The sequence below is a fragment of the Micromonospora sp. NPDC049114 genome (assembly GCF_040648635.1).
GTDB lineage: Bacteria > Actinomycetota > Actinomycetes > Mycobacteriales > Micromonosporaceae > Micromonospora.
The window spans coordinates 447,557-466,688 of the sequence record NZ_JBEZEA010000002.1; the positions used below are offsets into that span (position 1 = coordinate 447,557).

The 19,132-nt window shown below is 72.3% G+C and carries 13 protein-coding genes; 3 read left to right on the forward strand and 10 right to left on the reverse strand.

The genetic code is table 11. The features are described from left to right. Positions 1-126: 126 nt before the first annotated feature. Positions 127-465 (forward strand): hypothetical protein, encoded by a 339-nt coding sequence (locus AB0B39_RS09725; protein WP_357574018.1) that lies wholly within the window; start codon positions 127-129, stop codon positions 463-465. Between the two features lie 128 nt (positions 466-593). Here AB0B39_RS09725 and AB0B39_RS09730 read toward each other — a convergent pair whose 3' ends face one another. The 4 genes from AB0B39_RS09730 to AB0B39_RS09745 all read right to left on the reverse strand — a co-directional run bounded on the left by AB0B39_RS09730 (position 594) and on the right by AB0B39_RS09745 (position 6,218). Then, positions 594-956 (reverse strand): hypothetical protein, encoded by a 363-nt coding sequence (locus AB0B39_RS09730; protein ID WP_357574019.1) that lies wholly within the window; start codon positions 954-956, stop codon positions 594-596. Between the two features lie 101 nt (positions 957-1,057). Then, positions 1,058-1,552, reverse strand: a complete 495-nt coding sequence (locus AB0B39_RS09735) for a hypothetical protein (RefSeq protein WP_357574020.1) — start codon at positions 1,550-1,552, stop codon at positions 1,058-1,060. 231 nt (positions 1,553-1,783) lie between these two features. Beyond that, a complete protein-coding gene (locus tag AB0B39_RS09740) occupies positions 1,784-4,171 on the reverse strand; it encodes a discoidin domain-containing protein (RefSeq protein ID WP_357574021.1) in 2,388 nt (795 codons plus the stop codon). 193 nt (positions 4,172-4,364) lie between these two features. Continuing rightward, complete coding sequence (locus AB0B39_RS09745; protein ID WP_357574022.1) at positions 4,365-6,218, reverse strand: adenylyl cyclase; 1,854 nt, start codon at positions 6,216-6,218, stop codon at positions 4,365-4,367. A gap of 172 nt (positions 6,219-6,390) precedes the next feature. On the opposite strand from AB0B39_RS09745, the gene AB0B39_RS09750 reads away from it, so the two are divergent. After that, complete coding sequence (locus tag AB0B39_RS09750; RefSeq protein ID WP_357574023.1) at positions 6,391-7,032, forward strand: GNAT family N-acetyltransferase; 642 nt, start codon at positions 6,391-6,393, stop codon at positions 7,030-7,032. 490 nt (positions 7,033-7,522) lie between these two features. On the opposite strand, the gene AB0B39_RS09755 is transcribed toward AB0B39_RS09750, so the two are convergent. After that, positions 7,523-8,290 (reverse strand): alpha/beta hydrolase, encoded by a 768-nt coding sequence (locus AB0B39_RS09755; protein ID WP_357574024.1) that lies wholly within the window; start codon positions 8,288-8,290, stop codon positions 7,523-7,525. Positions 8,291-8,349: 59 nt separating this feature from the next. Between AB0B39_RS09755 and AB0B39_RS09760 the strand changes: the two genes are divergently transcribed. After that, positions 8,350-11,391, forward strand: coding sequence for a BTAD domain-containing putative transcriptional regulator (locus tag AB0B39_RS09760; RefSeq protein WP_357574025.1), 3,042 nt, complete (start codon positions 8,350-8,352; stop codon positions 11,389-11,391). 15 nt (positions 11,392-11,406) lie between these two features. On the opposite strand, the gene AB0B39_RS09765 is transcribed toward AB0B39_RS09760, so the two are convergent. The 5 genes from AB0B39_RS09765 to AB0B39_RS09785 all read right to left on the reverse strand — a co-directional run bounded on the left by AB0B39_RS09765 (position 11,407) and on the right by AB0B39_RS09785 (position 19,014). Further along, on the reverse strand, positions 11,407-11,961 hold the full coding sequence (locus AB0B39_RS09765) for a dihydrofolate reductase family protein (protein WP_357410352.1): 555 nt from the start codon (positions 11,959-11,961) through the stop codon (positions 11,407-11,409). A 107-nt stretch (positions 11,962-12,068) separates the two neighbouring features. After that, positions 12,069-12,614 carry a hypothetical protein gene (locus AB0B39_RS09770; RefSeq protein WP_357574026.1) on the reverse strand — a complete coding sequence of 182 codons (546 nt, stop codon included), beginning with the start codon at positions 12,612-12,614 and terminating at the stop codon, positions 12,069-12,071. A gap of 17 nt (positions 12,615-12,631) precedes the next feature. Continuing rightward, on the reverse strand, positions 12,632-14,467 hold the full coding sequence (locus AB0B39_RS09775; protein ID WP_357574027.1) for a prolyl oligopeptidase family serine peptidase: 1,836 nt from the start codon (positions 14,465-14,467) through the stop codon (positions 12,632-12,634). Beyond that, complete coding sequence (locus AB0B39_RS09780; RefSeq protein ID WP_234583762.1) at positions 14,468-16,246, reverse strand: N-acetylglutaminylglutamine amidotransferase; 1,779 nt, start codon at positions 16,244-16,246, stop codon at positions 14,468-14,470. A gap of 98 nt (positions 16,247-16,344) precedes the next feature. Then, complete coding sequence (locus tag AB0B39_RS09785) at positions 16,345-19,014, reverse strand: carboxylate--amine ligase/circularly permuted type 2 ATP-grasp protein (protein ID WP_357574375.1); 2,670 nt, start codon at positions 19,012-19,014, stop codon at positions 16,345-16,347. Between the last annotated feature and the right edge of the window lie 118 nt (positions 19,015-19,132).

Sequence of the window (19,132 nt, forward strand, 5' to 3'; positions counted from 1 at the left end):
GGCGTCCGCTGCTGCGGCTGACCTGGTCGGTCTGTCGGCCGCTGCCGCTTCTCGCTCCGGTCTGTCGGCCGGCTTGGCTGTACGGATGGGTGTACAGCCGTCGTCCCCGCTTCTCATACTCGACCGGTGACTGCTGCGGATCTTCCAGCCCGGTTCAGGCCCATCATCGAGCAGGTGGTCGAACGGATTGCCGCTGGCGATTTCGACGGCCTAGCGCGGGACTACTCGCGGTCGGGCCACGACCTGGGCGTCTGGGCCCGCGAGTACCCCGCAACGTTCATCCCAATGCCGCCCGAGGCGTGGCACCACGTCGACGCCTACTTCCTTGCTGGCCACGACGTTTGGAAAGTCGATGTCGACCTGTGGTCTCAGGAGGAAGGGCGAAGCGACATGACCTTGCAGGTGACGGTCTGGGAAGAGGCCGGCGCGATCAAGCTGACCATCGATGACCTGCACACTCTCTAGTAACGGCCACCCTCACCGCACCGTCAGTCTGGAAGAGCGTGCTCAACCGGCCCAAATGCCGGAATCGCCCCCCGAGGGAACCTGACGCGTTGACAGTTCGTGCCCGTGGTGCCCGCTAGGGAGACTCGTTACTGGCCCGGTCGGAGACGGTCCCACTGGACGTCGAAACAGATCAGACCTCGGTCCGCGGCCATCCTCGCTGCCTCGGCAGACACCTCCTCACACATGCTGTAGCGCATGCCGAAGTAGATGATCGGTCCCGAAGCGTTATTGATCATTGGGCCGTCCGACCAAGGGCTCACATCCTCTTCGTCCTCGGTCATGTCGATCCACCGGTCGAGCAGCGCGTCGACGTAGGCCCGGATGCGAGGAGTCGGCGGCCTATCGTGGTCCGCGTCGATGTAGTCGTCGTAGATCTGGCTGAAGATGCGCCCGCCCTCGACATCGTCTGCGGGCTGCTCGCCCTCCCACACCGCCAGGTCGTAAGTCATGTGGGGAGTGTGCCAGTGGTGGCGGATCTCCTCGTCGGGCAGTCGCCAGACCGTCCAGCCTCCCCGGACGGGGCAAGGTGGAGCGCCCTATCGGACGAGTCTCAATGGTCGATGTCAAGGCTGGGGTTATTTGGCTTGATCCGGCTTGCGGCTCTGGGCCATGAGACGGTGGGGCAGGTAGGTGCGTCGGTGGCGTTGCATCCGTTCTGTTCGCGGAGGCGGCGCCACTGCTCGTGAGCGGCGAAAATACGGTTCAGGCCGTCGTGCTCATCGCGTAGTTCCAGGAACTCGTCGAGTAGGTCGAACAGGGTCTCGACGGTGCGGGCGTCGAGGTCGTGGTCCATGTCGCGAAAGTTCTTGGGACCGGTGGGTTCGGTTAGGTGAGCGACGATGCTCCACCAGACGTGGTTGTCGAGGCAGCCGGCTTGCGTCACTAGCCATGGTTGGAATCCGGTCAGCAAGTTCCCTGCGTATGCCTGGTTGCACCCTTCGATGAAGGCCACGACGGTGGCGAAATCTTCTCGGATGAGCCACATTCTGGGGCGCTTGCGGATGTTGGCGAACAGTTCTCGGTAGTTGTTGATCGTGATCGGCACGGTCGGATTGTGCCTGGTTGTTGGCTGCTCACGCTCCCCTGCGCTGGGGGGTTTCCTCGGTCGGGCAGGCTCGCCCCTGCCCGAGGTTCTCCGTCGGGGCAAGGCTCGCCGGAGGCGGCCGCGTAGCGGCTTGGCCTGACCTGGCCGGGGTTCTCGGACAGCCCTGTGGGTGTCCGGCGCTGACGGAAGGAGCGGCCGCCGGTCGGCGTCCGGCGGCCGCCCCACGTCCGGTCAGCTGGCGTACACCTCCAGTGCCGCCAGTTGCCCGGCCGGCCAGCCGGTGTTACCGGTCACCGTGATCCGCACGTAGCGGGTCTGCGCGGCGCTGAAGGTCAGCGCCACCTGGTTGCCCGTCGACGGGTCGAACGTCCGCCCCGCGGCCCCGACCAGCGTCCCGAAGCTGCCCCCGTCGGTGCTGCCCGACACGGCGACGGTCTGCGTCCGAGCACCCCAGGCCGATGACGGCGGCAGCTTGAGCACCACCCGCCCGACAGTGCGTGTCGCGCCCAGGTCGACCTGCACCCACTGGGGGAAGGCGTTGTTGGCGCTCTCCCAGTAGCTGTTCGCGTCGCCGTCGACCACGTTGCCCGAGCCGTAGCTCTGGACGTGGCTGCTCTCGCTCGTGGATCGGCCGCGGGCGAGGTCGGAGTTGGCCGGGGCGTCGGTGGTGACGGTGACCGCGTTCGACGCCGCCGAGGTGTTGCCGCCGGCGTCGCGTGCCACGACCGTGAAGGTGTACGCGGTGGACGCGGCGAGCCCGCTCACGGTCGCCGTGGTGCCCGTGACCGTGCTGACCACCGTGCCGCCCTGGCGTACCTGGTAGCCGGTCACGCCCTTGTCGTCGGTGGATGCCGTCCAGGCCAGGGACACGCTGCTCGCTGTCTTGCCGGTCACCGTGAGGCCGCTCGGCGTGCTCGGCGGGTTGTCGGTGGTGCCGCTGGCGGCGTACACCTCGACCTGGGAGAGCTGGCCCGCCGCCCAGCCGGTGTTGCCGGCGATGCTCAGCCGGACGTAGCGGGCCGTGGTGGTCGTCAGCGTGCGCGTGACGGTGTTGCCCGTCGCCGGGTCGAAGGCGAACGCGGAGGCCCCGGCGATTGTCGAGAAGGAACTGCCGTCGACGCTGCCCTGCACGGTGATGGTCTGGGTCCGCGCGCCCCAGCTGGCGGGCAGCCGCACCACGAGCTTGTTGACCTGCTGGCTGGCGCCGAGGTCGACCTGCCACCAGTGCGGGAACGAGCCACCGCCGCTCTCCCAGTAGCTGTTGGCGTCGGAGTCCACCGCGTTCGACGCCGCGAACGAGCCGTTCTGGCTGCTCGCCGAGGTGGACCGGCCGGCGGCGAGGTTCCCGCTGGCCGGCGGCGGGGTGCCGACCGTCGGCGGGGTCGGACGTACGGCGGTGAGGGCGATCTGGCCCTTGAGCATCCGGCCGCCGTCGCCGGTGATGCGCAGGTAGTAGTCCGACGAGCAGGCCACGCCGTCCTCGTCCAGGGCCCGGATGTTTGCGCCGGCCGGGGTGGTGGCCTGCGTCTCGGACGTCTTGGCAATCTGGTTGCCCTCGTTGTACTCGTCGAACATGGACACGTACAGGCCCTGCGAGCCGAGTCGGACCATGTTGTAGATGTGCCGCCAGTAGAAGTCGCCGTGCTTGCGGTGCCCCCCGGCCAGGTCACCGGGCATCACGCAGGGCAGGTAGTCGATGCCGCGTGCCGCGCAGTCGGCCATGTCGCCGACGTTGACGTTGTTGTAGTACGAGTCGAGCTCCTCCACCGTCCGGGCCCGGTAGACCATCCACGGCGAGATGGCGTGGAACGCGTGGTAGACGTCGAGGAAGCCGGCGCGGGAGTCCTCGATGCCCTGCCGCCACCAGGTGGGCACGCCGCCGATGACGTAGCAGCCCTGCGCCTTGAACCAGTTGATGACCTCCAGGCACGGCCCGGGGGTGAAGGGCCGGCTGGGCTCGCTGAAGCCGAAGCCCCAGATGCAGACGACCGGCTTGCCGTTCTGGCGGGCGTACGCGCTCGACGCGGTGTGCGCCGACATCTTCGTCGTCCAGTCGGTCTTGATGTCCGACTGCATGGTGAGCCAGTCGGTGACGTCGTACATGATGTAGAACTTGCGGCCGTAGCGCTCGGCCGCCGAGCGGACCTTCTGCGTCATCGCGTCGCGCGTCGGTCCCTCGTCGCCGGTCGGGTTGAACCGTTGCAGCGCCGCGGTGTCGCAGCCGTACTCCTGCATCCAGCGGAAGTGGGTGTCCACGGTCTGCTGGTCGTAGGAGGAGAAGAGGGTGGCCGGCGAGCCGTTGCCGAGGTTGGGGTACGCGGTGGGATAGCTGCGCGTGTACTCGCGCATGTCCGGCCACGACACGATCGTGGTGTTGGACGGCGACGGCGGCTGGAAGCGGTCGCGGCTCCAGTGCCACCAGCCGCCGATGGGCGCGGAGTCGCCGGGAGCGCTGAACCAGCCCTGGTAGCCGACCGTCACCTTGCCCACCACGTCCCCGACCGGGCTGGCGGCGGACGCGGGGCTGGCGAGGGTGGTGAGCAGCTCGGTGGTGGAGGCGGCAGCGAGGGCGGAGCCCGCCAACACGGACGTGACGAACCTGCGGCGGGAGACCGCCATGGGGACCACTCCTTCGGGACGGAAGGCATTGACGGCCATCGTGGCAGCAGTGGATGCCGTCCCGCAAGAGTGCGACTGATCGATGAAAATGTAAGTCAGGGGATCGGAAGGAACCGAGCGTCACGGTCGGGCACACGCGGAGGGCCGGCGCCGCACACCGGCGCCGGCCCTTTCGGTGGTACGCCCGGAAGCGTTACGACGCCGGGTACTGCGCGATGTAGACCGGCACGCCGACCTTCGTCGTGTCGGCCGCGTCGCCGACACCGTTGACCACGTGGTCGATGGTGCCCGCGCTGAGGTTGACGGTCATGATGTGGTGCAGCCGCACACCTGGCCGGTTCGGCACCTCGAACCCGTTCTCGGTGTGGATCGACGGGTTGTTCTGGTTGAAGACGTACACCCCGCCGCCGTAGAGGTCGTGGTGGCGCACCCGGTCCCCGACCTTGTAGCCGGCGTAGCCCTCGACCGGGCCGTTCATCCAGTCAGCCTGCGTCGGCGGGTCGTACGGCAGCTCGTTCTGGTAGAGGATCGTGGTGCCGTGCTCGCCGTTCCAGACGGTGTTGTAGCGCTGGAAGTGCTCGACGAACAGGCCGGTGGCCGTCACGTGGTCGCCGTTGATGACAGCGCCGTAGCGGCCGGTGTTGGTGCGCCAGCGGTCGGTGTCGCCGTTGACGCCCTCGGTGAAGCCCTCGACGCCGTGGTCGCCACGCCACACCCAGGTGTGGTCGATGAGCACGTTGTCGCTGTTGACCTCCAGCGCCGTGTTGGTCCGGCCGATGTGCGGGCCGCCGACGCGGAAGTACACGTCGGACAGCGTGGTCGGGTTGGCCGGGCTGCTGGCGTCGCGGCCGTGCTGACGGCCCACCCGCAGCAGGACCGGCGACTCGACGGTGCCGGCGTCGATCGTGACGCCGGCGACGATCACACCGGGCACTCCTGCGACGTCGAGCGGGACGGCGCCGTTCACCGCGGTGAGGGTGGCGTGGCCGATGCCGAGCACCACCGTGTTGGCCCGGCGGATCTCGATGCTGCGGGCGATGTCGTACACGCCGGGGGTGAGCAGCAGGTGCTTGCCGCGCGCGAGTTGACTGTTGATCACCTGCACCGGGTCGGACGGCTTGGCGATGAAGAAGTCGTCGATCGGAAGAGTCCGCCCGGGGGTCAGGCCGTCGGCCCACGAGACGCCCCGGCTGTCGCGCTGCGCCGACGGCACCCGCACGTTGTAGCGGCCCTTGCCGTCGACGAACAGGTACGGCTTCTCCCGGCTCACCGGCGTGGTGTCGAGGGTGGTGTACGGCGGGTCCGGGAACGTGGCGTCGTCAGGTGCGCCCTCGACGCCCGCGAAGACCTGGTTCCACACCGCGTTGGACCACCCGGCGACCTCGCTGTTGCGGGTGAGCCACTGCTGCTGGGAGCCGTTGGTGGTGGCCGGCAGCCGTGAGTCGGCGATGAAGCCGCCGCTGGCGAACTGCGGGCCGGCCGTGCAGTAGTCCATCAGGGACAGCCCGCCACCGGTGATGTTCAGCCGGCGCATCGAGACCGCCTGGGACACCGCCCAGAAGTTCGCCGTCGACCGGCAGCCGTCCTGGCTGGCGGCGTTGACGGTGAGCGAGAGGTTGGACAGGGTGCGCCAGAAGTTGACAAGCGCGAGGCAGTTGCCGGTGCCGCCGTCGGCCAGGCAGCGGTTGTAGACCTCGATCTTGCCGTTGACGGCGACGTCGGTGGGCGACGCGCCCAGGCCGGCGACCTCGGTGTAGTAGCCGACCTTGGCCTGCAACGGCTGTTCGGCAGTGCCGTACGCGCCCGGCTTGAACAGGTAGGCGTGCCGCTCGGTGCCCATCTCGTTGTCGACCTGGCGGGCGTGCGCGGCGTCGAGGGTCTGCTGGATCTCGCCGACCGGCATGGTCGGGTCGAAGATCGTCACGTTCGGTCCGAAGTCGGGTGCGCCGTGCGTCGGGCGGCCGGCGGTGGCAGGGGTGCCGCTCGCCGCGAGGGCGGTGGTGACCAGAAGGGCGAGCAGGAGGATACGTCGGGACGGGGTTGTCATGTGGTTCGTCCTCTCCGCGACCGGGTGGTACTCCCGGCGCAGCTGGGGCGTGAGAGCGCTCTCTGGTGTTTCTACCCGGTCCGGCGGCCCCACGCCATGACCACAGGGCGGCGAACTTCGGGCCGGCCCGGCGAGAATGGACGGTGGCGCGCAACCCGAGGAGGCGACGATCGTGGGCAGCACGTTGGCCGACGTCCTGGACGCGGCAGCACGCGGGCACTTCCCGCCCCCGGACGGCGGGACCACCATCGTGCCGCAGCACAGCCCCCGGGACGCCGGAGTCATCGCGTTCACCGCCCACTCCGTGGTGTTCACCGACGAGGACCCCGACTGGGTCCGCCGCACCCTGGCCGCCCTCGACTGCGACTCGCTGGCAGCCACGATGAATCCGCGCTTCCTGGCTGCGCTGCTCGACCGCACCGGACGGTCGACGGACACCATCGACCTGCTGACCGTCGCCGCCCCGCTCGCCGGAGCGCCCCCGCTGGCGCTGCGCGAGCTGACCGACACCGATCACCCCCGCGAGGCCAGGGCGCGCAGGCGTCGCGACGACGTGCGCGTCTGGGCGGCCGAGGGCGGCGTGGTAGTCCTCGGCCGTGGCGTGGCGGGTCGCTGGGAGGCGGCGATCGAGGTCGACGAGAACGTTCGCCACCGGGGCCTGGGCCGGGCGCTGGCGACGGCAGCCCGGCACCTGGTGCCCGACGGCCAGCCGGTCTGGGCGCAGCAGGCCGCCGGCAACGCGCGCAGCGTGCGTGCCTTCCAGGCGGCCGGCTTCCGACCGGTGGGCGCCGAAGCGCTGCTTCTCGAGAAGTAGCCACTCCGGCGCTGGTGTCACACGTCGCTCAGGAACTCGTCGATCATCGCGCCAGCCCGCCGAGCAGCCTGCCTATCGACTCATTGCCCCCGACCAGACCTGACCCGCCCACTCCCACGGTCTTGCGCTTCTGGGCGGGCCGGCACGCGGCTTTCGCCCCTGATGTCACGGCAGCAGCTAGTGGATGGCACCTGCCCATCGCGCCCTTTGCTCTGCTTCAACCCGCGCAACACCGGGAGACCCAAACTGTTGCGTGGGTTGAAGCAGAGCAAAGGGCGCGACCCGAACGTCCGCCGTCCTCCACTCTCCATCCCCAGATACCCCCCGCCGCAGCTGGCTGCGACTCCGACGCTCCCCCGAAGAGCGATAGCCCTCCCCGACCCGTCGATCATGGAGTTGTGGTGGTGCACGAGACAGACATTTGCCGCCAGAACGGCCACCACAAGTCCATGATCGACTTTGTGGGGCGAGGTGCGGAGATGAGCGCGCTCTAGCGTTGCGAGCTGGCCTCGGTCAGGAACTCGTCGATCATCGGCGCCAGCCACTCGGCGCGCTGCGGGATCGTGGTGTGGGTGGTGCCCGGCAGGATGGCCAGCCGGCAGGCCGGCAGACCGGTCAGGTCGCCGGGCACCCCGCCCCCGAGCAGCCGGAACATCAGCACCGCGTGCTCGGGCTGGACGATGTCCGAGTCGGCCAGCACGATCATGGCGGGCGCGGCCAGGGCCTTGATCTGCTCGGGCGTCCAGCGCGGCAGGTTCGCGTCCAGCACCTTCATCTTGGTGACCAGGTTGGCCCAGCCCGCCGGGTCCGGCGCGGTGCGCAGGTATTCCTCGTGGAACTCCGAGCCGTGCAGGTGCTCCGGCCGCAGATCCTGGATCCCGTCGAGCAGCCCGGGGTGCAGGCCGTCGTCCTCGAAGCTCACCGAGGCGAGGACCAGCCGCCCGACCCGCTCGGCGTGGTCGGTCCCCAGCCGCAGCGCCACCGCCGCGCCCATGCTCCAGCCGAACACGTCCGCCCGCTCGACACCCAGCCGGTCCAGCAGCTCGACCACGTCGGCGGCGAAGTGCTCCACCGTCAGCGGACGGTCGACGTCCGGGGTGTGGCCGTGCGCCTGCAACTCCACGGCGATCACCCGCCGCGACTTCGCCAGCAACGGCAGGATCGTGCCGAACGAGGTGCCGATGCCCGAGAGCGCGCCGTGGATGAGCACCAGCGGCCGGCCCTCGTCACTGCCATGTGTCTCGTGATAGATCTCCATGCCCACACGGTGCGCCGGCCCGCTTACGGTCTGCTTCAGGTCGCCTTACCGGCGATAGGATGTCCGCCGTGCAGTTCGGGGTGCTCGGGCCGCTCGCCGTCACCACGGACGCCGGCGAGCCGGTGGTGGTGCCCGGCGCCAAGGTGCGCGCCCTCCTGGCCGACCTGCTGACCAACCGCAACCAGGTCGTCTCGGCCGACCGGCTCATCGACGACCTGTGGGGTGACGACTCCCCCGCCAACCCCGCCGGCGCCCTCCAGGTGCGGGTGTCGCAGCTGCGCAAGGCGCTCAACGACGCCGAGCCGGGCGCCCGCGACCTGGTCGAGTCCCGCGCTCCCGGCTACCTGCTGCGGGCCGACACGGTCGACGCCGACCGGTTCGCCGAGCTGGCCCGGCACACCGACGTCGACGGGTTGACCGAGGCGCTCGGACTGTGGCGTGGCGAGGCGTACGCCGACGTGGCCGACGCCGAGTTCGTCCGCGCCGAGGCGACCCGACTCGCCGAGCAGCGCCTCGCCGTGCACGAGCGGCTCGCCGAGGCCCGGGTGGCCCGGGGTGAGCACGACCTCGTCGCGGCCGACCTGGCCGAGCTGGTCGCACGACACCCGCTGCGCGAGGGCCTGCGGGCTGTGCACCTGCGCGCGCTGTACGCCGCCGGCCGCCAGTCCGAGGCCCTGGACAGCTATGCCGACCTGCGGGACCGGCTCGCCGACGAGCTGGGCCTCGACCCCGGCCCCGAACTGGTCGCCCTGCACCGCAGGATCCTCGAACAGGACGCCGGCCTGAGCGCGCCGCCCAAGGCCGCGATCATCCGCAACAGCCTGCCGGCCCAGCTCGACGAGCTGGTCGGCCGGGCCGAGGCGCTGACCGAGCTGCGGGCCCTGCTGCCCGCGCAGCGCCTGGTCACGCTGATCGGGCCGGGCGGCGTCGGCAAGACCCGACTGGCCACCGAGAGCGCCCGCGCCCAGTCCTTTCCGGACGGCGTTCTGCTGGTCGAACTGGCGCCACTGCCGGCCGGGGACCCGGGCGTCGCCGAGCAGGTGCTCGGCGCGCTGGACGTGCGCGAGGCCGCCGGCACGAGCCTGTCGGCCACCGACCGACTCGTCGCGGCGCTGCGGTCGCGGCACCTGCTGCTGGTGCTGGACAACTGCGAACACGTCATCGAGCCGGTCGCCGCGCTGGTGGCCCGGCTGCTGCGCGACGCGCCCGGGGTGCGCGTGCTGGCCACCAGCCGGGAGCCGCTCGGCCTGACCGGGGAGCTGCTCTGGGAGGTACCCCCGCTGTCGTTGCCCTCGGACAGCGACCCGGACGCGGTCCGGCGTTCGGCGGCGGCCCGGCTGTTCGCCGCCCGCGCCGCCGCCCAGCACCGCGGCTTTCGTCTCGACGAGCACACCGCGGCGGCGGTCGCGCAGCTCTGCCGTCGCCTGGACGGCCTGCCGCTGGCGTTGGAGCTGGCCGCGACCCGCGTCCGCGCGCTCGGCCTGCGGGGTGTGGTGGACCGGCTCGACGACCGGTTCCGGCTGCTCACCACGCAGCAGCGTGACGTGCCGGCGCGGCAGCGGACGCTGACCGCGGTGATCGGCTGGAGCTGGGACCTGCTCGACGACGGCGACCGCGCGGTGCTGGCCCGGCTCGCGGTGTTCGGCGACGGCTGCACCCCGGAGGCGGCCGAGGTCGTCTGCCGGACCGACCTCGACACACTGGCCCGCCTGGTGGACCGGTCGCTGGTGGTGCTGGACGACACCGGCGCCGGCCCCCGTTACCGGCTGCTCGAGTCGGTCGCCGCGTTCTGCCTGGAGCACCTGGTCGACGCCGACGACACCCGGGCGCGGCACGCCGCGTACTACACCGACCTGGCTGAGCAGGCCGACCCGCAGCTGCGCGGCCCCGAGCAGCAGCGGTGGCTGGCGCTGCTCGACGCGGAGACGGTGAACCTGCGCGCGGCGCTGGCGCACGGCGGCGGGTTGCGGCTGGCCGTCGCGCTGAGCTGGTACTGGTACCTGCGGGGCCGGCTCACCGAGGCGCGGCGGGCCCTCGCGACGCCGGGCGACCCGACGCAGGAGAGCCGCGCCGCGGCCTGGCGGACCGGTTTCGCGCTGTTGCAGGGCGAGCAGATCCCAGCGGCCGAGGTGCGCGCCGCCCTCGCCGGTGTCACCGACGCCCGAGCCGTCTGGTTCGCCGCGAACGCGGTACTCGAGCGCAGCGACCTGCCGCTGGCGTCGGAGCTGCTGCCCACCGCCACCACCGATCCGTGGACCGAGGCCGCGGTGCTCAGCTCCCGGGCGATGATCGCGCACGCCGGCGGTGACCTGGCCGCGTTGGAGAGCGCGGCGACGCGCAGCACCGCGCTGTTCGCCGAGGTGGACGACCGGTGGGGCCGCCTGCAGGCGAGCGACTGGGTGGGTGGGCTGGCCGAGATCCGCGGTGAGTACGAACGCGCGGCGGCCCTGCACCGCGAAGGGCTGCGCTGGGCCGAGGAGCTGGGGCTGTGGCCGCACGTGGGCGGCAAGCTGTCCTGGCTGGCCTGGCTCGCGGTGCAGACCCGCGACTACGCGCAGGCCCGGGAGCTGGCCGAACGCGCGTACCAGCTGGCGGTGGAACAGGGCTCGCCGAGCGCGATCGTCTTCGCCGAGCTCGGCCTGGGCTTCGCCGCCCGCCGCGACGGCAAGCTCGACCTGGCCACCACCCACCTCACCCGCCTCGCCGAGAAGGGGCGCAGCGAGGCCCAGCCGGCGCTCTACCTGCCGATGGTCCTCGTCGAGCTGGGTTACGCCCTCGAGCAGAGCGGCGACCCCGCCGCCGCGCTGGCCCTGCACCTCGAGGCGTTCGACGTCGCCGAGGCGATGGCCACCGCACGCGATGCGCTCGGCCCACTGGAAGGGATGGCGTCGGCGGTGCGTTCGCCCGAGGTCGCGGCCCGCCTGCTCGGCGCCGCGGCCGCCGCCCGGCAGGCCGCCGGCACTCCGGCCGCGCCCGCCGAGCGCGACGACACCGACCGCGTGACCGAACGGGTGCTCGCCGCGCTCGGCCGGGAACGGTTCGACGCGCTGGCCGCCGAGGGCGCGAAGCTGAGCCCGGGCGAGGCCCGGGCCCAGCTCTGATCGCCGCTCAGCCGCTCAGCTCGCCGACTTCGGCCGGTACGAGGCGATGATCACGCCGCTCTTGTGCACCCGGGTGTCGATCAGCTCGAACGTCGCCTTCACGTCGGTGAGCGGGGTGCTCAGGCTGGCGCCGCCCTCCAGCACCGGGTGGATCCAGAACCGGACCTCGTCGATCAGGCCCGCCTTGACCAGCTGCGCGGTGACCGAGCCGTAGCCGTACTGGACGATGTCCTTGCCGTCCTGGGCCTTGAGCTTCGCGACCGCCTCGACCAGGTCCCCCTGGAGCACCTCCGTGTTGTTCCAGGTGGGGTTGGTGAGGGTGGTCGAGGCGACGTACTTCTTGACGTTGTTGAAGAACGCCGCGCCGGTGCTCGGGTCGCTCTCGTCCATCGTCGGCCAGGCCTGGGAGAAGCCGTCGTAGGTGGCCCGACCCATCAGCAGCGCGTCGGCGTCCTCGGTCTGCGATCCGGCGAAGGCGGCGGCCTCCTCGTCGAAGTAGGGCGCGGTCCACATCGGGTTCTCGATGACGCCGTCGAGGGTGAGGTAGGTCGAGTTGATGAGCTTGCGCATCGGAATCTCCTGGGTGTGTGTCGTGTGCTCCGGTGACACCCAGAACTCTGCCGAGCCCCGCTTACGATTCGCTTCAGGTCCCCTTGCGAGGGGCCGAAAGCGGGTCCTTAAAGCGGGTCGGTCAGCGGGTCGGTAAGCGGGATCGGCAGCGCCTGCGGGGCCGCCGTGCCGCCGCCTGACGAGTGCGCGGGCGCGGGCCGGTCGCCGGTGCGGCTGTGCAGACGTCCGCGCCCGGCCGGCCCGGCGCGGCGGGTCACCTCGACGGTCACCATCCGCACCGGCGGTGGCGGCGCGGTGAAGCGGCCCACGCCCCAGCGCACCCAGATCGGGATTCGGCCGGCGTCGGCCTCGACGGCGAGTTTCTGCACCGTACGCGCCCGGTCGGTGTGGTCGACCTCGATCACCACCGGTGGGCCGTCCGGTCGGGCGCACGCCACGTCGAGGACGGAGTGCCGCTGGTGCATGGGCGGCGGCAGCGGCACGACGCTGGGTGCGCGCCGGTAGACCCGCCAGCGGTGCTCCTGCCCCCACCGCGCCACCGCGTCGATGATCAGCGCGGTCACCTCGTCGGCGTCCAGGTCGACGAAGGTCACGTCGGCCAGCCACCGGCCCAGGTCGGCGGCCAGCCGCTCACCCTGCGCCGTGACGTCCACCGGCGCAGGATAACGCCTCAGCCGAGGGTGGCCGCCGCCACGGCGAGGTGCCGGGTGAGCCAGGCGGTGGTGGCCGTACGCGCCGCCTCGGCGTTGTCGCGGGCCAGGAAGTCGTGCCCCTCCCCGGTGAGCACGAGGTGCCCGTGCGGGACGTCCCGCGCGGCGAGGGCCTGCGCCACCTGGGCCGACTCGCCGGCCGGCACGTTGGTGTCGTTGGCGCCGTGGATGAGCAGCAGCGGCACGTCGAGCTGGTCGATGCGGGTCATCGGGGACAGGTCCCGCAGCAGGTCGGCGTCGCGCACCGGGTCGCCGTACTTGCTGACGGCCGCGGCGGCGATCCACGGCTCGGTGCCGGCGTAGAACGTGCGGAAATCGGAGATGCCGCACTCGGCCACACCCGCGGCGAACAGCCCCGGGAAGTTCACCAGCACCGCGAGGACCAGGTAGCCGCCGTAGGAGCGGCCCAGGCAGCCGAGCCGGCCCGGGATCGCGACACCGCTGTCGATCAGGTGGTCGGCGCACGCCGCCACGTCGGCGATGGCCCCGTAGCGGCCGGCGAGGTTGTCGGCGGCGACGAAGGTGCGGCCGAAGCCCGACGAGCCCCGCACGTTGGGCGCGAACACGGCGACGCCCTGCGCGACGAGGGCCTGGAACAGCGGGTTGTAGCCGGGACGCTCCTGCGCCTCCGGGCCACCGTGCAGGCTGATCGCCGTCGGCCAGGGACCCGGGCCGGGCGGGCGGTACAGCCAGCCGGACAGCGGCAACCCGTCGCGGGCGCGCAGGTCGACGAGCTGCGGGGCGACACCGCTGTCCCCCGTACGGGCGGCGCCGGTGTCCGGCCGCAGCGGACGGGGTGTGCCGGTCACCGGGTCGACCAGCCAGACCTCCCGCGGCTGCACCGGCCCCTGCGCGGTGACGCAGAGCAGGCCGCCGTCGGCGGCGAAGACCGCGCCGTCGAGCACCTCGCCCGGGGCGGCGACGGCCCGCTGCACGCCGCTGGCGAGATCCAGCAGACTCAACTCGCTGCGCCCGCCGTAGGTGTTCCACGACAGCGCGGCGCGGCGCCGGTCGGCGCTGAGCGCGACGTGTTCCAGCTCGGCGTCCGGACGCGCCGCGAGCCGCGTCGGGGCCCGATCCGGGCGCGCGAGGTCGACGCGCACCAGTGCGGCCAGCTCCGCGAACGCGTCGGTACGCGCCAGCACGCTCGTCCCGTCGGGGCCGAACCAGCCCTGGTCGGTGCTGCCCCGACCGGTGTCCGGCAGCAGGCGTACCCGGTCGCCGGTGGCCACGTCCAGCAGTTCGAGCCAGCGGGCGTTTCGCGGACCGCGTTGCAGCAGGGCCGACCCGCCGTCCGGGCTGACGTCCAGGAGGGTGAGCAGGTCGCCCTCGGCGAGCACCCGCCGGTGCCCGCTGTCGGCGTCGACGAGCACTGCGGCACCCCGCTCGGCGGTCTCGGTGACCGCCAGCAGCGCGCCGCCGGGCAGCCAACCGGCCAGGGCGGCGCTGCGGCGGCCGAACCCGGCGACCTGGCGGCGCTGCGTGCCGTCGGGGCTCAGCACCCACAGCTCGGTGCGGGGGGCGCCGCCGGGCGCGACGACGCACGCCAGCCATCGCCCGTCCGGGGACCAGCTCACCGCCAGGACCGGTTCGTCGCCGCTGGGCAGCGCGACGGCCTCGGCCGCGTCGACGTCGCGGACCCAGACGGCAGGGGTTCCGGCCCGGTCGGACAGGTACGCCACCCGTCGGCCGTCCGGTGACGGCGCGGGCGCGAAGTCCTCGCCGGGAGGCGGGGCCACCGCCGGCCGGTGCCGTACGGGACGGACCCGGCGCGGCACCTCCATCCGTACGCTCATCTAAACCCCGATCCGCTGCAACCAGAGCTCCAGCAGCCCGAGCTGCCAGAGCGCGTTGGAGCCCAGCGTGGTCCGCCGGGCGTTCGGCGCCTCCAGCAACTCCTCCAGGTAGTCCTTGCGGAACAGGCCGCGCTCGCGCGCCGGTCGTGCGGTCAGCGCGTCCCGGACGTCGTCGAGCAGCGGGCCGGACAGGTGCCGGATCGCGGGCACCGGGAAGTAGCCCTTCGGCCGGTCGATCACCTCGTCGGGCACGATGCCCCGGCTCGCGGCCTTCAGCACGCCCTTGCCGCCCTGGGCGAGCTTGAGCGCCGGTGGGCAGGCGGCGGCCAGCTCGACGACCTCGTGGTCGAGGAACGGCACCCGGGCCTCCAGCCCCCACGCCATCGTCATGTTGTCGACCCGCTTGACCGGGTCGTCGACGAGCATCACCAGGCTGTCCTGGCGCAGCGCCGCGTCGAGCGCGGTGTCCGCGCCCGGCGTGCCGAAGTGGGCGGTGACGAACTCCAGGCTCGCGTCGTGGTCGAGCATCCACTCCGGCGCCAGGTGCCCGGCGAGCGCGTCGTGGCGACGATCGAAGAACACCCGGGCGTACGCCTCGACGGCGTCCGCGCGGGCCGCGTTGGCCATCGGCGGGTACCAGTCGTAGCCGGCGAAGATCTCGTCGGCGCCCTGCCCGGACTGCACCACTGTGATGCGCTGCGAGACCTCCTCGGAGAGCAGGTGGAACGCCACGCAGTCGTGGCTGACCATCGGCTCGCTCATCGCCGCGATGGCCTCGTGCACGGCCGGCACGAACCGGGCCGCGCCGATGCGGATCTGGTGGTGGTCGGTGTCGTACTCGCGGGCCACCAGATCGGAGTAGTGGAACTCGTCGCCGCTCTCCCCCGCCGCCGCCTCGAAGCCGATGCTGAAGGTGGCGAGGCCGGTCTGGCCCTGCTCGGCGAGCAGGGCGACGATCAGGCTGGAGTCCAGGCCGCCGGAGAGCAGCACACCGACCGGCACGTCGGCGACCATCCGCCGGCGTACGGCGGTGCGCAGCGCCGCCATGATCCGTTCCTGCCACTCCCCGGCGGACATGACCGGGGCGGCGGCGCGGGTGAACTCCGGCCGCCAGTAGACGGTGTCGGTGCTGCGGCCGTCGCCGGTGATCACCCGCACGGTGGCCGGGGGCAGCTTGCGGACGCCGGCCAGGATGGTGCGCGGTGGTGGCACCACCGAGTGGAAGCTCATGTAGTGGTGCAGCGCCACCGGGTCGAGGTCGGTGTCCACGTCACCGGCGGCGAGCAGCGCCGGCAGGGTCGAGGCGAAGCGGATCCGGCCGGGCGTCTCGGCCAGGTAGAGGGGCTTGATGCCGAGCCGGTCGCGGGCCAGCACCAGCGTGTTCGTGGCCATGTCGACAAGGGCGAACGCGAACATCCCGTAGAACCGCTCGACGCAGGCCGTCCCCCACCTGTGGTACGCCTTGAGGATCACCTCGGTGTCCGAGGTGGACCGGAAGGAGTAGCCGGCGGTGGTCAGCTCGTCGCGCAGCTCCCGGTAGTTGTAGATACACCCGTTGAAGACCAGGGCGAGGCCCAACTCGGGATCGACCATCGGCTGGGCGCCGGCGTCGGACAGGTCGATGATGCGCAGCCGGCGGTGCACCAGCGCCGCCGGGCCGTGCTGCCACCGTCCCTCGCCGTCCGGGCCGCGGGAGGACAGGACGGGCAGCATCCGTTCCAGCGCCGCCAGATCCGGTGGCGCCCCGTCGAGGCGGAATTCGCCTCCGATACCGCACATGGCACACACCTCTCATCGGCTCGGTCCGCTCGGGCCGCTGACCGGTCCAGGCTTGGCGGACCGGGTTGCGTCCCGATGTCATCTTCATCAAGCGTGAGTTACGCCGGGGGCTGATCGGTTCCGCCGAGCAGCCAGGTGTCCTTCGACCCGCCGCCCCGCGAGGAGTTCACGATCATGCTGCCGGCCGGCGCGACCCGGGTCAGCGCCACCGGGGCCACCTCGGCCGTCTCACCGAGGAACACGAAGGCCCGCAGGTCGACGTGACGCGGCGCGAGCGCCGTACCGTCGAAGACCGGGTGGGTGGTGAGAGCGACCACCTCCTGGGCGATCCACCGGTGCGGCGCGGCGAGGATCTGCTCCCGGACAGCGTCCAGCTCCTCGGCCTCGGCGCGGGGGCCGATCACCACGCGGTCGCCGCCGTACCCGTCGACAGGCTTGAGCACCAGCTCGTCGAGCCGGCCCAGCACCTCGGCCCGCTGCTCGGGCAGCCCGCACAGGTACGTCGGCACGTCGCCGAGCAGCGCCTTCTCCCCCAGGTAGTACTCGACGAGCCGGGGCACGTACGCGTACAACGCCTTGTCGTCGCCGACGCCGTTGCCCAGCGCGTTGGCAAGCGTGAGCCGCCCGGCGTGCACCGCCGCCAGCAGCGGCCAGCCCAGCGGCACGCCGTCGGCGCCCGGGGCGTGCAGCAACGCGTCCTCGTCCATCCGCAGGTAGAGCACGTCGACCTGGCTGCGGCGGCCCTCGGAGACCAGGTGGACGCGGCCGTCGGACACCAGCAGGTCGCCGCTCTCGGCCAGCGGCACGCCCATCTCGTCGGCGAGCAGCCGGTGCTCGAACCAGGCCGGGTCGCCCGGGCCGCTGCTGAGCACCACCACTGCGGGGTCGTCGGCGGCGGCGGGAGCGGCGGCGAGCAGCGCCCGGCGCAGCATCGCGGGTGTCTCGTCGGCGGGCAGCAGGTCGTCCGGCACCGGCAGCTCGGGCAGCACCGCACGGGTCAGCCGCCGGTTCTGCACGGCGTAGCCGATGCCCGAGGGCACCCGGAGGTTGTCCTCCAGCACGTACCAGCCGCCGTCCGGGTCACGGACGAGATCGGTTCCGGACACCTGGGCCCGCGCGCCGCGCCGGCTCATCAGCGCGCCGGTGGGACGCAGACCCGGCGAGGACTCCACCACCCAGGCCGGGACGATCCCGTCGGCGACCACCGCCCGGTCGGCGTACACGTCGCGCAGGAACGTGTCCAGCGCGCGGGCGCGCTGCACCAGGCCGGCGCGCAGCGCCCGCCAGTCGTCGGCGGGCACGACCCGGGGCACCAGGTCGACCGGGAAGAGCCGGGTGCTGGCCTCACCGGCCACGCTGAAGGTCACGCCCCGGGCGCGCTGCTCCTCGTCCCGGTCGTGCTCACGTTGGCGCAGGCCGGCGGCGCCGAGGGTGCGCAGGGCGGCGAGCAGCGGCCGGAACGTCGGCTCCGGCCCGTCCGGGCCGAAGACCTCGTCGCCCGCGTCGGCGTACGCGGACAGCGCGGGCGGTGGCGGCACACCGGGCAGGGGCGTACGCGCCGCCCGGCCCCGCGTCTCGTCGAGCAGCAGGTCGACCACGTCGGCCAGCCGGCCCCGCCGCTCGTACGCCCGTCGCTGCCGCGCCGCGGAGCTGCCGCGCTCCAGCGCGTACCGGGTCAGCTCGCGGACCTGCTCGGCGTCACCTGTCGCCTCCAACTGCGGGCGCAGGTCGGTCACCAGGCGGCCGACCGCCTCGGCGGCCGGCACCGGCCGCGCCGAGCGGGGCAGGTCGAGCAGGTCGCCCTCCAGCCCGGAGCGGGCGGCCCGCCACACGGCGGCGCGCAGCACCGGCGGGCGGACGGCGGTGCGCTCGACTCCGGCGCGCAGGGCGGCGACCTCCCGGCGCACCAGCGCCCGGAACAGCCCGGTGAGCAGGACGATCGTCTCCACGTCGGCGTTGGCGTCGGTGATGCGCAGCTCCACGGTGGGCACGTGCGCCGACGGCCGGACATCGAAGTAGATCATGGCGGGGTCGGTGATGGTCTCCGAGGAGATCAGCTCGGCGACGAGGGCCTCGTGGTCGGCCGCGCTGGTCACCTCGCCCGGGTCGCCGGCCGTGGGCCAGCGTTGCCAGACCAGCGACCGGACGCTGGCGTAGCCGCTGTCCTGACCCATCCAGTACGGCGAGCTGGTGGACAGGGCGAGCAGCACCGGCAGCCACGGCTGCACCCGCCGGGTGACGGCCACCGCCAGGTCCCGGTCCGAGACACCGACGTGCACCTGCGCGCCGCAGATCAGCTGTTCCCGGGCGAGCATCTGGTACTCGTCGAGCATCCGTCGGTAGCGCGAGGTGGGGGTGACGCTCGGGTCGCCGTCGGCGCGCAGCGGCACCGTGCCGGCCGCCACGATGCCCAGTCCGGCCCGGTCGGCGACCTGGACCGCCGACTGGCGCAGCCGGGTCAGCTCGGCGCGGATCTCGTCCAGGGTGCGACAGACTTCGGTGTTGGTCTCCACCACGCTGCGGTGCAGTTCGGCGGTGAACGACGTGGCCGGCAGCCGGTCGAGCAGTTCCCCGGCCCGGGGCACCAGCTCCCGGGTGTGCAGGTCGACGACGTGGAACTCCTCCTCCACGCCGATGGTGGCGAGGTCCGCCGGGTCGTCGTGCACCGCCGTCGCCGGGGCGGGCCGGGGCGTGGGCGCGGCCCGACCGTTGCCGGACCGGCCCACCGGCCCGTCGTACGTCGCCGCGTTCGTGGTGTTGTCGACCATGGTCACCCCGGTTCGCGTGTCGGTGGTCTCGACTGTCCGACGAGCGTTCCCAGGCTTGGTACCGGGAGCGTTTCCGGCGCGTTAAGGTGACGCGCCGTTCTACCGGCAGAGGGTCGAC